This window comes from Microbacterium sp. che218 (genome assembly GCF_040436305.1).
In the GTDB taxonomy this organism is placed as follows: domain Bacteria; phylum Actinomycetota; class Actinomycetes; order Actinomycetales; family Microbacteriaceae; genus Microbacterium; species Microbacterium algihabitans.
Genome location: NZ_AP031501.1, coordinates 209,103 through 221,953, shown reverse-complemented (window position 1 = coordinate 221,953; position 12,851 = coordinate 209,103). Strand labels below are relative to the sequence as shown.

Here is a 12,851-nt window from a genome sequence, read left to right as displayed (position 1 = left end):
GGTGGCTGAGCCTGTCGAAGCCACCGGACCCCGCGCCCGCCCAACCCAGGTGGCTGAGCCTGTCGAAGCCACCGCCACTCAGTGGGACCCGGTCCCTTCGACAAGCTCAGGGACCTTTCAAGGTGGCTGAGCCTGTCGAAGCCACCGCAACCCCGCTGACGCCCGACCCAGGTGGCTGAGCCCGTCGAAGCCACCGCAACCCCGCGGACGCCCGACCCAGGTGGCTGAGCCTGTCGAAGCCACCGCCACTCAGTGGGACCCGGTCCCTTCGACAAGCTCAGGGACCTCTCAAGGTGGCTGAGCCTGTCGAAGCCACCGCCACCCCAGACCAGCCCCTCAGCCGTCGATCACGGTCCACTCCCCGAAGCGGCGGAATCCGGATGCCAGGGCCAGAGCGACCGACGGTGCATTGTCGAGTTGGCACCGGTACTGCGGCTCGTAGCCCTGCGCGAGCGCCTCGGCCGCCATGGCGAGCACCGTCGCCCGGGCGAGACCGCGGCCGCGGAACTCGGGAAGCGTGATCACGCCCAGGTCGGCGAGACGCGTACCCCGCCAGGGGAACATGCTCGCCGCTGCGGCCAGTCGCCCCTCGACGAAGGTACCGAACACGAGCCAGTGGTCGAGTTCGACGAACGCCTCGTCGAGATCGTTCGCGGGCGCTGCGGCCGCGAGAGCAGCAAACGCGTCAGCGTCGGCTTCGGTAAGCCTGCGCGTGTGTGCGTCCGCCGTTTCGGCGAGAACCGACGCCTGCTCTTCGACCGGCAGGTAGAACAGGTGGTCGGGGTCGTTCAGGGCGATGCCGGCCGCCGTGATCCGCTCCGTCGCTTCTTCTGCCGCGATGCGTTCGCCGTGCGCGTGGCCGAGGTGCGCGGCGCGGTCCGGCGAGAGATACACGACGGTCGGTCCGTCTTCGACTTCCAGGACCGAGACCGATCGGTTCTCGGGGAGCTCCGGGTCGACGACGACGATCCCCTCCCCCTCGGTGAGATCGCCGGCGACGGCGGGGAGCCAATGGTCCATGACGGTCGACGAGAACATGGGGACCTCCGGGGGTGTGGGTACCTGCCCGCAGGCTAGCGGAGATCGGGGCCGCGAGGTGCAGGTGAGCGCCGGGGTGATCTGCCTCTCGACTTCACCCGCCTGCATGTCGCGACCGCCCCAGAACGACGCGGTCTGCGGCGAATTCACCCGCTGGCTGCACGAATACGTGCCATATGGTTCCCCGCGGCCACGCCACAGTGGACCACACGTATACCTGCCCCGAAGGGACAACACTTCCGTGACGATCTCATCCACTCCCGAACCGCTCGCACCGGTCACTCAGACCCCCATCGCGCGGCGAACGGTCCTGGCCGGCGCCGCCTGGTCGGTCCCCGCCATCGCTCTCACGACTGCGTCCCCTGCATTCGCGGCATCCGGCACCACCCTCTCGTTCGCGAGGTCGTCCTACACCGGTCCGGGCTGTTCGACGATCAACGGAGTCCAGGTGACGGCGTCGGACAACGGCACCGGCCAGGCAGGTGTCTCCATTACGACCTCATTGTCCGGCGGCTTCGTCTTCTCCAATGGAGGAACGTCCTCCACCGGCGTCACCGGATCGGACGGCTCGCTCACCCTGCCCGGCATCACCGTTCCCGCGACCGGCGGCACCGCAACGGCCTCGGCAACAGCCTCGGGCGCCTCCGGCTCGTCGACGACTCTGCGCGGCACGGACGCGACCGTTGCGAAGTACCTACAGAACGGCACCGCGACGGATGCGACGGGTATACCTACGGGCTCAATCCCGGCGTTCGCCGGTTGCTACCTCGCACCCGATGGCCGCGTCCTGGATGCCGCAAACAGCAACGCCGTCATTTCCTCGGGTGTCGCTACTTTCGGCCAGATGTACCGCGACGATGACAACTGGGTAGTCCCCCTTCTGAAAACCGATGGATCGACCGGCTCCCTTGTCAGCGGTCGCGCCTCGTACCCGTCTTGGCAGGAGCGCACGTACCCCAGCGTCCCCTCAGGCTCCACCCCGATCGTCGCGGAGTACTTCCTCACCTCCGACGGCAGCATCGTCTACGGTGGCAACGGCGTCGCGCAGGCCACGAGCGTCGCGTCGTGGGGACAGATGTCGACCTGGGGCAACCAGCCGCAGAACGCCCACAACGACGCGCGGCTGCCCATCAAAAAGACTGACGGCAGCTTCCGGATCTTCATGAAGCAGGCAGAGTACGCGACCACCGGCGTCCCTTCCGGCTCGACTCCCGCGGCGGACGCCTACTTCCTCGCACCCGACGGCAGACTCGTCGCCGGCGACGACGGATCCGTCCTCACGACGAACGTCGAAAGCTTCGGCCGCATGCTGTGGGACGGGTCTCACTGGCGCTGGCCTCTGAAGAAGTCCGACGGCAGCTTCACCGTCATCAAGGATGGCACCGAATCCGCTGTCACCGGCTTACCCTCCGGGGCCACCCCCCTCGTAGGTGGCGCGTTCCTTGCACCCGACGGTCGGCTCATCGACAGTGCGAACAGCAACACGGTCTATGCAACCGCGGTCAGCACGACAGGACAGGTTCTTTACTACGACTGGAACGGCCACTGGCAGATGCCGCTCGGCATCGCCGAAACAACCCCGGCGTATCGCGACGACAACACGCAGACGAACGCCTCGGGAACCCCGGTCAACTCTGCACCCGTCACCTTCTCGTGGTTCGTGGCGCCTGACGGCCGACTCATCGACGGGGTGAGCGGATCAGTCTTGGCCTCAAGCGTTGACACGTGGGGCCTCATCTTCCGTTGGACGAACAACCATTCCTACCTCCCACTGCGCAAGACGGACGGCACCTTCACCTTTCTCGAGAACGGATCTGAAACCGCGTGCACAGGGGTGCCATCGGATTCCGTTCCCGTCGCCGGGTCCTCGTTCCTTTCGACCGATGGGCGACTGATTCAGGGGAACACCGGCATCGTCGAAGCGACGAACGTCGCGTCGTGCGGTGAGATCTATCTCGGAACCGACGGCAAGACTTATCTCCCCCTGAAGAAGCTGGACGGTACGTTCACCTACCGTCAGGACGGCACGGAGAACCCCGCGTTGGGTGTGCCAGCAGGCTCGCAACCGATTGCCTACACGTGGTTCCTCGCGACCGATGGTCGGCTGATCGATGGCACCACGGGCGCCGTGCTCGCGTCCAACGTGGACTCGGTGGGCCGCATCTTCCGCTGGCGCAACGACCACTCGTATCTCCCGTTGAAGAAGCAGGACGGTAGCTTCACGTACCTCGACAACGGCTCCGAGACAGCATGTCAGGGAATCCCGTCAGGGTCCGTCCCCGTCGCGGGATCGTCGTTCCTCGCTCCCAACGGTCAACTGATCCAGGGCAACACGGGCAGCGTCGAGGCCGACAACGTGCACTCGTACGGTCAGATCTACCTGAACACCGACGGACACACGTTCCTGCCGTTGGCGATCAAGAAGACAAGCTGCTGAGGCGGGTGGGTTCAAGCGGGGCGCGGGCTGCAGTAGGCAGTCCGCGCCCTCCTCGTTGCCAGCTGGAACCTGGGCGCGCACGTCACAGATGCCGCGAGTCGTGCTCCACATGCCCGGCCGGCTCGAGCTGGAACGTCGAGTGTTCGACGTCGAAGTGATCCGCGAGGCATGTCTGCAGCGACGCGAGGATCGCGGCCGCACGACCGTCGGTGAGAGCCGCGTCCTCGACGATGACGTGCGCGCTGAAGACGGGCGCTCCGCGCGTGAGCTGCCACACGTGCACGTCGTGCACGTCGACCACGCCGTCGGCCTCGCGCAGGTGCTCGCGGATCTCCGCGACGTGTACCCCCACCGGCGCCGACTCGGTCAGCACGACGACGACCTCGCGCAGCAGCCCGATCGCGCGCGGCACGATGAGCACCGCGATGAACAGCGAGGCGATGGCATCCGCCTGCGTGAATCCCGTCGTCACGATCACGATCGCCGCGACGATCACCGCGGCCGAACCGATCAGGTCGCCCAGCACCTCGAGGTAGGCGCCGCGCACGTTGATGCTGCGCTTCTGCGCCCGCGACAGCAGGAACATCGACACCGCGTTCGCGACGAGCCCCGCGATCGCGACGACGAGCATCAGTCCGCCCTGCACCTCGGCTTCGGCCGGCGAGAGCAGACGCTGCACCGCCTCGATGCCGACCCACGCGCACAGCAGGATCAGGATGATCCCGTTCGCGAGAGCACCGAGCACCTCTGCGCGCTGGTAGCCGAACGTGCGGCGGTCGTCAGCGGGCCTCGCGGCGATCGCGGTCGCGATGAGCGCGACGACGAGCGCTGCCGCATCGGTGAACATGTGCGCCGCGTCGGCCAGCAGGGCGAGAGACCCCGACACGATCGCGCCGACGATCTGCACGACCATCACCACGGTCGTCAGGCCGAGGGCTGTAGCGAGCAGACGCCTGTTACTGGCATCCCGGATGCCGCCGCTCGGCGCGTGATCGTGCATAGCTCCAGGCTAGGTGCGGGGTCTGCCCTAGTACGTCGATTCGGGCAAGTCGGGAATGAGAACGGATGTCGCTCTCGCTCATGGGCGAGAGCTCGGGTGATCTGCGAGTGAGTTGGAGTGCGCGAAGGGCAGGCGAGAAATCTCGAGTTCCACGCGAAGCGGCGTCATCACCGCGAAGTAGTCCATAACCCACATCTCGCATTCCCACAGCCGCATTTGGATACCTGCATGCCAATGGACCTGCCTCAATCCGGGGTCACGCCTCTTGTCCCTCCGCCGTGTGACGACACAGCCCCCCACGCTGGTCATTTCGGGCCCCCAGTGTGTGCACCTGTGGAGAACTCGCGAGCCAGTCCCCGCATATTGACTACCCTCGCGGGCATGACAACCTCGCCGAACTGCCCTGCCTGGTGCACGATCCATCGAGACCCGTGGTGGACGGGAGCGCACTACAGCGACCCCGTGGAAATCGGCGCCGTGCTCGATCTCGGCGGGGCCGCTCGCCCCGTGACACTCACGACGGTGCGCACGAAGTCTGCTTCTGGCGAGTGGGTCGAGGTCGCGACCGAGGAGCTCCGCGACCTCCACATTCGCATCGATCTCTCCGGCGCCCTCCGCCTCGCTGAGGCCATGCACGCGGTGACGGGCGACGCCGATCCGTCGCACTGGAGCTGCTGGCTGCAGTAGCAGCTTCGTACCGGGGCGCGCATTTTTGTCGCCGCCGTAGGTGACTTCAGGGGTGATCTTCCGAGAGTCACCCCCGCATGCCTTCTGTCGCGATTCTCCCTCTGACCAGGAAAGCACCACCTTCACCCTCCGGTGAAGGTGGTGCTTTCGCTGTGTTCGGGCGGTGGGCCGGTCAGAGTGCGGAGAAGTCCTGCTGCCATTCCCGACCTGTGACCCGCCCGTGGTCCCAACGGCACGTTGATCGAAAGGATCTCCCGTGAACGACCAGTCTCCTGATCTCGACCTCTCCACATTGGCCGACGCCACGCGCGGCCCCCTCTCGCGTCGCACGATTCTCGCCGGCTCCGCGTTCGCCGTGCCTGCCATCGCGCTCACCGCCGGCACCCCCGCGTTCGCCGCCTCAGGCCTCACCCTCGCCTTCGACAAGGCTTCCTACAGCGGCAAGGGGTGCTCGACAATAAGCGGTGCACAGGTCAGCGCCATGCAAGGCGCGACTCCGAAGGCCGGCGCCGCCGTCACCGTCTCTCTGGCGGGTGGATACACCTTCGCGACCGGTGGAACCTCCACAACCGGCACGACAGGCTCAAATGGTCTCCTGACTTTGCCCGCCATCAACGTCCCCGCGAACGGTGGCAACGGAACGGCCAGCGCGACGGCCTCAGGGGCAGCATCCACCTCTTCTACTCTCTCAGGCTCGCAGTCCACCACGGCGATCTACCTCGATACCAGCAATCAGAGGAGCACCGCCGGCGTTCCCATCAACTCGTCGCCGGAGACAGCTGCGCTCTTCCTTGCTCCCGACGGCCGCCTCATCGACGGGAAAAGCGCGAACGGAACAGTCATCGCGTACAACGTTGCTGCAGTCGGCGAGGTCTATGTCGATGAGACCGGTGGCGACTGGACCCTGCCGCTTCTCAAGACCGATGGGAGCAACAGCTACGTGGAGAAGAGCTGGGAACGCAGCACGACGGGGGTTCCCGCAAACTCGACGCCCATGTCCTCCATCCTGTTCCTCGCCCCGGATGGCCGCGTTCTCGATGGGAGAGCTGGCGGACAGCCCCTTGCGCTTGATGTCGTCGCCTTCGGCGGGATGTATCACGACCAGAGCAAGCCTCAATGGATCATGCCACTGAGGAAGTCGGACGGGTCATGCTCTTACCTCGATACCAGTCAGGAGCGAGGCACTTACGGGGTTCCGAGCGGTTCGACCCCGATGGTGGCAGCATTGTTCCTGTCGCCTGACGGGCGCGTCATCGATGCTTACGGAAGCAATGGAACTGTCCTAGCGACAGATGTCGACAAGTTCGGCCGCATTTACGTGGACCAGGGTGCAGGCCGGTGGTCTCTGCCCCTCAGCAAGAAGGATGGGACGTGCACCTACCTCTTGAACAGTGTTGAGAACGCGACGACAGGGGTGCCCTCGGGATCGACACCCGCGACATCGACACTGTTCCTCGCTCCGGATGGGCGCTTCATCGACGGCAACCAGGGCAACGGCTCTGTCCTTGCGACAAACGTCGAGTCATTCGGGGAGGTCTACATCGACAACACGGGCGGGCACTGGTACATGCCCCTGGCGATCAAGAAGACGAGCTGCTGACGAAAGGTGGGCGGCGCTGTGAGACACGCCGCCCACCCACGGGGGCTATTCAAAGAGCCTCGAGCAGCGGCGCCAGCTCTCGAAATGCCCGCGCGCGATGCGACTCCGCATTCTTCTCCGCAGCCGACCACTCCCCCACGGTCCGCTCCTCCCCCGCGGCCTGGCCGTCGGGGATGAAGATCGGGTCGTAACCGAAGCCGCCCGGCCCGGCCGGTTCCGTCGCCAGACGCCCGGGCCAACGCCCCTCGACCGTCTGCTCGCTACCGTCCGGGCGCACCAGCGCGATCACCGAGACGAACTGCGCCGTGCGGTGAGGGTCGGCGACATCCGACAACTGATCGAGCAGCAACTCGAGGTTGGCGGTGGCGTCCTTCTTGTGTCCGGCCCAGTACGCCGAGAAGACGCCGGGCGAGCCGCCGAGCACGTCGACCGCCACACCGGAGTCATCGGCCAGCGCCGGCAGACCCGTGTGAGCCGCGGCCGCGCGGGCCTTGATCAACGCGTTCGCGGCGAACGTCACGCCGTCTTCGACCGGCTCCGGACCGTCGTACGCGATCACCTCGAGGTCGGGGCGCACCTCGGCGACGATCGCCTGGAACTCCTCGACCTTGTGCGGGTTATGCGTCGCCAGAACGATGCGCGCCATGTCAGCCCTCGAGCACCGAAGTCTGGATGCCGCGCAGCTCGGCGCAGCCGTTCACACCCAGCTCGAGCAGCTGGTCGAGCTCGCGCTTGTCGAACGGCGCGCCCTCGGCGGTGCCCTGCACCTCGACGAACAGGCCACGACCGGTGACGACGACGTTCATGTCGGTCTCGGCCCGCACGTCTTCGACGTAAGCGAGGTCGAGCATCGGCTCTCCGTCGATGATGCCCACCGACACCGCGGCGACCGAGTCACGGAGCACCTCGGCGCGCTGACCGATGAACTTCTTCTCGCGGCCCCAGGCGATGGCATCCGCCAAGGCCACATACGCACCCGTGATCGCCGCAGTGCGCGTGCCGCCGTCGGCCTGCAGCACGTCGCAGTCGATGACGATCGTGTTCTCGCCCAGCGCCTTGGTGTCGACGACGGCGCGGAGCGCGCGGCCGATCAGACGCGAGATCTCGTGCGTGCGACCGCCGACCTTGCCCTTGATCGACTCGCGGTCGTTGCGGCTGTTCGTCGCGCGCGGCAGCATCGCGTACTCGGCGGTGACCCAGCCCTTGCCCTTGCCGGTCAGCCAGCGCGGCACGCCGTTCGTGAACGAGGCGGTGCACAGCACCTTGGTGCCGCCGAACGTGACGAGAGCCGAGCCCTCGGCGTGCGCCGACCAGCCCCGCTCGATGGTCACGGGGCGCAGCTGGTCGTTGGTCCGGCCGTCTTTGCGGGTCATGGGGTCCTCCTGAAGGAACGGGTAGCGGATGCCGCGGCTCAGCGCGGCAGGTCGATGGCGCCGGTCTGCACGAGCTGCACCTCGCGCACCTCACGCCCCATCAAGCGATGGGCCAGGCGCACGAAGTCGTCGGCCGATGAGCCCGTGGCTTCGTAGCGGGCGGTGGGCACGGCATCCGGACTCGCGAGAAGATCGCGCGACACGAGCTGGCGGAACACGTCTTTCGCGGTTTCACTGTCGCTCGAGACGAGGCTCACGTCGGGGCCCATCACGTAGCTGATGGCACCCTCGAGGAACGGATAGTGCGTGCACCCGAGCACGAGCGTGTCCACACCGGCGTGGCGGAGCGGGGCGAGGTACTGCTCGGCGGTGGCGAGCACCTCGGGCGAGTCGGTGACTCCGGCCTCGACGAACTCGACGAAACGCGGGCACGCCTCGGCGAACACCGTGAGGCGCTCGTTGACCTCGAGCATGTCTTGGTAGGCGCGGGATCCGATGGTGCCGACCGTGCCGATCACGCCGATGCGGCCGTTGCGGGTGGTCGACATCGCGGTGCGGACGGCGGGTCCGATCACCTCGACGACGGGCACGTCGTACCGCTCACGGGCGTCGCGGAGCATGGCGGCGGATGCCGTGTTGCAGGCGATCACGAGCATCTTCACGCCCTGCTCGACGAGGGTGTCGAGCACCTCGAGCGAGTACTTGCGTACGTCGGCGATGGGCTTCGGGCCGTAGGGCGAACGCGCGGTGTCGCCGATGTAGAGGATCGACTCGCGCGGCAGCTGCTGCGAGACCGCGCGGGCGACGGTGAGGCCGCCGACTCCTGAGTCGAAGATCCCGATCGGCGCGTCGTTCATAGGGACCCAGCCTATCGGGCGGGGGTGGGGCGGGCGGTGGGTACGGGGTGGGGCAACGACGCGCCCCGGCAGCCCCGTCGCAAACACAACGCAGGAGGTCCCGCATGTCACCACCCCACCACCGCTGATCGTCCGGATCCTCCCGCTGAATCTCCTGCGCTGTGTCGCCGGGCATCGGCCCGTCAAGGGGCCACGGGTGACCCGACGCCCGACGACGGGCCGCAATAGGCTGACCGAATGAGCCGCAGCACCGCCCTGCACACCGACCGCTACGAACTCACCATGCTCGACGCGGCGCTCCGCGACGGCACGGCCTCGCGCCGATGCGTGTTCGAGGTGTTCGGCCGCCGACTGTCGGGTGGGCGCCGGTTCGGCGTCGTCGCGGGCACGGGGCGGTTGCTCGAGGCGATCCGCGACTTCCGGTTCGGCGACGATGAGCTGCGGTTCCTCCGTGACGAGCGGGTGGTGGATGCCACCACAATCGACTTCCTCGCCGATTACCGTTTCACCGGGTCGGTCACGGGATACCGCGAGGGCGAGATCTACTTCCCCGGGTCTCCCTTGCTGACGGTCGAGGGCACCTTCGCCGAGGCGGTGCTGCTCGAGACGCTGGCGCTCAGCATCCTGAATTACGACTCCGCCGTCGCCACCGCCGCCGCGCGCATGAGCGTCGCCGCGGGCGATCGTCCGCTCGCCGAGATGGGCTCGCGTCGCGCGAGCGAAGAGGCCGCGGTCGCCGCCGCACGGGCGGCCTACATCGCGGGGTTCTCGGCCACCAGCAACCTCGAGGCCGGACGCCGCTGGGGAGTCCCGACCATGGGCACCGCGGCGCACGCGTGGACGCTGCTGCACGACACCGAAGAAGACGCGTTCCGCTCGCAGATCGAGGCGCTCGGCGCCGGAACGACCCTGCTGGTCGACACGTACGACATCGCCGAGGGCGTGCGCACGGCCGTGCGCGTTGCGGGGACCGAGCTGGGGGCGGTGCGCATCGACTCCGGCGACCTGCCGATCGTCGCGGGCGAGGTGCGGGCGCTGCTCGACGAGCTCGGCGCCACCTCGACCCGCATCACCGTGACCAGCGACCTCGACGAGTACGCGCTGGCCGCCCTGGCGGCATCCCCCGTCGACTCCTACGGCGTCGGAACGTCGGTCGCCACCGGATCCGGTGTGCCGACCGCGGGCCTTGTCTTCAAGCTCGTCGCCCGCGAGGCAGCCGACGGCTCGTGGGTCGGCGTCGCCAAGGCCTCCGCCGAGAAGGCCTCGCACGGTGGACGCAAGGCCGCCTTCCGCACGCTCGACGGCGGCACCGCGACCTCGGAGCTCATCATCGTCAGCGACGGCTTCGAAGAGCTGTCAACGGCGTCGGAGCACCCCGACGCCCGCGCCCTGCAGACGACCCTCATGCAGGACGGCGAGGCGGATGCCGCGTTCGTCGGCCGCGAGGGCGTGCAGGCCGCGCGGGGCCATCACTCCCGCGTACGCGAGGAGCTGCCGATCCGCGCGCTCGCGCTCAGCAAGGCCGACCCGGCGCTGCCGACGGAGTACCGCGACGCGGAGTGACGCGCGTTTCGGCGCAAGAGAGGTCGCTGAGCCTGTCGAAGCGACCGTAACCGGCGGCCCGCCGTGCGTGCGGTTCGGGGCGGAGGCTTCGACAGGCTCAGCCACCGCACGCAGGGTTCGGGGCGGAGGCTTCGACAGGCTCAGCCACCGCACGCGGGTGTCGCTCTCGTAACAGAGGTCGCTGAGCCTGTCGAAGCGACCGTGACCGGCCGCCCGCCGTGCGTGCGGGTCGGGGCGAAGGCTTCGACAGGCTCAGCCACCGCACGCGAGGTTTGGGGCGGGGGCTTCGACAGGCTCAGCCACCGCACGCGGGTGTCGCTCTCGCAACAGAGGTCGCTGAGCCTGTCGAAGCGACCGTGACCGGCGGCTGGCCCCGCAGGCGGGTTTGGGGCGGGGGCTTCGACAGGCTCAGCCACCGCTCGCGGGGCTCAGCCACCGAGCCTCAGTTGATGAGGGACTCGTAGATCTCTTTGCACTGGGGGCAGACGGGGAACTTCTCGGGGTCGCGGCCCGGGGTCCACTTCTTGCCGCAGAGGGCGCGCACCGGCTTGCCGGACAGAGCCGACTCGAGGATCTTGTCCTTCTTCACGTAATGCGAGAAGCGCTCATGATCGCCGGGCTCGATGTTTTCTTCACGGATGAGCTCCTCGAGCTCACGATCGAGGGTAGCGAGACCCCCGCTGTCCGGCTTGTCGAGAGGCGTGCTCATGGTCAGCCAGTGTAGCCGCGGAGAGCGCCGACGGCTCTGTCGGCTTCGCGCTCAGGTGGCTTCGGCGAACTCCATGAGCCGGGTTCCGCGGCGTTCGAACAGCAGCGCTCCGATGGCGATGCCCACGATCAGCACGAAGGCGCCGGCCCCGACGCCGATCCACAGCGCGAACATCGAGTCGATGGTTTTGCCCTCGATCGCCTGCCAGGTGAGCCACCCCGCAGGGGCCGCGGTGACGATCGCTCCGGCCATGACGAGGCCCTGCGCCATGACTCCGCCCGAACCCGTGCGCTGCGGCTGCTGGAACGGGCTGTCACCCGGCCGCGACACCGCGTAGGGCGCGAGCACCGACGAGATGCTCGAGAGGCCGAGGCCCGCGAGGAAGAGCGCTGCGCACACGCCGACCATGGCCGGGAACACGGCCCAGCGGCCGTGCGCGACGATCGCGAGCGGCAGCGTGACGGCCAGCACCGGGATGCTGATCAGCAGCACCGGCACGAGACGCCCGATGCGGTCGGGGGCTCCGCGCATGCCGCTGGCGATGTGCATCCACAGGGCGGTGGAGTCGTAGGCGAGGTCGTTGTGCGGGAGCCATCCGAAGAACAGCGCCATGATCGGCACGGGCAGCAGCACGGCGAGCTCGAACGGCACGCCGGCGACCAGCAGCGGCACCATCGACACGACGGCGGCGATGGGCACGATCACGAGGTTGACGAGGTAGCGGCGGTCGCGCAGCCAGTACGACAGGCTGCGGGCGGCGACGGCGCCTCCGGGGGTTCCGGGGAGCAGGGCGAACCAGCCGAGGCCTCCGCGCTCGCGCACGGCGACCGGTCGTCGCGTGGTGGTGAGCAAGACGTCGACGAGGGCGAACCAGGCGAGCGTGAGCAGCGCCACGGTGAGCACGGCGACGACGAGGCTGCCGACGGCGGCCCCGGCAGAGGGCGCGAGAGCGATCCCCCATGCCGCGCCGATGGGCGTCCAGGCGAGGATCTCAGCCGCCGAGGCCAGCTGCGACGGCACGGCTCCGCGCCATTCGAGGGATCCGAGGAACACCCCGACCGGCACGACGACGACGAGGATCGCGACGAGGTACACGCCCATCAGCTCGCGCGACTGGCGCGGACGCTGCACGAGCGCACCGAGGGCCATGCTGACGCGCGCGAACAGCACACAGGTCGCAAGGCCCAGCACGACCGAGACGATGCTCGCGAGGGCGTTGGCGCCGTGCGCGCCCCACGAGATCGCGAGGCTGATGCCGAGCACGAGCACGACGAGCACGGGCACGCTGAGGAAACCGGCCAGCAGCAGGGCCCCGGCCAGAGGACGCGGCTCGGGGCCGACGACGGCGAAGCGCCTCGGATCGAGAGGGTCGACGGATGCCGTGACGGGCGGTCCGACCGCGAAGCCGAGGGTCACCGCGGAACCCGCCAGCACCGTGACGACGGCGACGGTGAGGGTGTCGGCATCCGCCATGCCCGACGCGCTGCGCGCGGCGATGACGGTCGCGGCGATCAGGACGACGACGCCGATGATGCGACGGATGACGTCGCGCCGGTCGCCCCGGAGGGCGCCCAGCATCATCGCCAG

The 12,851-nt window shown here is 68.2% G+C and carries 11 protein-coding genes; 4 read left to right on the top strand and 7 right to left on the bottom strand.

Annotated features, from left to right (window positions below; genetic code table 11):
- Positions 1-336: 336 nt before the first annotated feature.
- Positions 337-1,038 carry a GNAT family N-acetyltransferase gene (locus ABXS86_RS00955; RefSeq protein ID WP_353665341.1) on the bottom strand — a complete coding sequence of 234 codons (702 nt, stop codon included), beginning with the start codon at positions 1,036-1,038 and terminating at the stop codon, positions 337-339.
- Between the two features lie 241 nt (positions 1,039-1,279).
- On the opposite strand from ABXS86_RS00955, the gene ABXS86_RS00950 reads away from it, so the two are divergent.
- The gene (locus tag ABXS86_RS00950) at positions 1,280-3,475 is read left to right on the top strand and encodes a hypothetical protein (protein ID WP_353665340.1); all 2,196 of its coding nucleotides are present in this window, start codon (positions 1,280-1,282) and stop codon (positions 3,473-3,475) included.
- Positions 3,476-3,557: 82 nt separating this feature from the next.
- Here the strand turns inward: ABXS86_RS00950 and ABXS86_RS00945 are convergent, their stop codons facing one another.
- Positions 3,558-4,475: a cation diffusion facilitator family transporter gene (locus ABXS86_RS00945; RefSeq protein ID WP_353665339.1), complete on the bottom strand. Its 918-nt coding sequence runs from the start codon at positions 4,473-4,475 to the stop codon at positions 3,558-3,560.
- 381 nt (positions 4,476-4,856) lie between these two features.
- On the opposite strand from ABXS86_RS00945, the gene ABXS86_RS00940 reads away from it, so the two are divergent.
- The gene (locus ABXS86_RS00940; protein WP_353665338.1) at positions 4,857-5,162 is read left to right on the top strand and encodes a hypothetical protein; all 306 of its coding nucleotides are present in this window, start codon (positions 4,857-4,859) and stop codon (positions 5,160-5,162) included.
- A 256-nt stretch (positions 5,163-5,418) separates the two neighbouring features.
- On the top strand, positions 5,419-6,762 hold the full coding sequence (locus ABXS86_RS00935) for a hypothetical protein (protein WP_353665337.1): 1,344 nt from the start codon (positions 5,419-5,421) through the stop codon (positions 6,760-6,762).
- 49 nt (positions 6,763-6,811) lie between these two features.
- Here ABXS86_RS00935 and rdgB read toward each other — a convergent pair whose 3' ends face one another.
- From rdgB to murI, 3 genes are read right to left on the bottom strand one after another with little or no spacing between them, the layout of a single operon-like run.
- Entirely contained in the window at positions 6,812-7,408 is a 597-nt protein-coding gene (rdgB, locus tag ABXS86_RS00930; RefSeq protein ID WP_353665336.1) for an RdgB/HAM1 family non-canonical purine NTP pyrophosphatase, read from the bottom strand.
- 1 nt (position 7,409) lies between these two features.
- Positions 7,410-8,135 carry a ribonuclease PH gene (gene rph / locus ABXS86_RS00925; protein ID WP_056230582.1) on the bottom strand — a complete coding sequence of 242 codons (726 nt, stop codon included), beginning with the start codon at positions 8,133-8,135 and terminating at the stop codon, positions 7,410-7,412.
- 38 nt (positions 8,136-8,173) lie between these two features.
- Entirely contained in the window at positions 8,174-8,992 is an 819-nt protein-coding gene (gene murI, locus ABXS86_RS00920) for a glutamate racemase (RefSeq protein WP_144834746.1), read from the bottom strand.
- Positions 8,993-9,229: 237 nt separating this feature from the next.
- Between murI and ABXS86_RS00915 the strand changes: the two genes are divergently transcribed.
- Positions 9,230-10,555 carry a nicotinate phosphoribosyltransferase gene (locus tag ABXS86_RS00915; protein ID WP_353665335.1) on the top strand — a complete coding sequence of 442 codons (1,326 nt, stop codon included), beginning with the start codon at positions 9,230-9,232 and terminating at the stop codon, positions 10,553-10,555.
- Between the two features lie 442 nt (positions 10,556-10,997).
- Here ABXS86_RS00915 and ABXS86_RS00910 read toward each other — a convergent pair whose 3' ends face one another.
- Complete coding sequence (locus ABXS86_RS00910) at positions 10,998-11,264, bottom strand: DUF3039 domain-containing protein (protein WP_144834742.1); 267 nt, start codon at positions 11,262-11,264, stop codon at positions 10,998-11,000.
- Positions 11,265-11,315: 51 nt separating this feature from the next.
- Complete coding sequence (locus ABXS86_RS00905) at positions 11,316-12,842, bottom strand: hypothetical protein (protein WP_353665334.1); 1,527 nt, start codon at positions 12,840-12,842, stop codon at positions 11,316-11,318.
- Between the last annotated feature and the right edge of the window lie 9 nt (positions 12,843-12,851).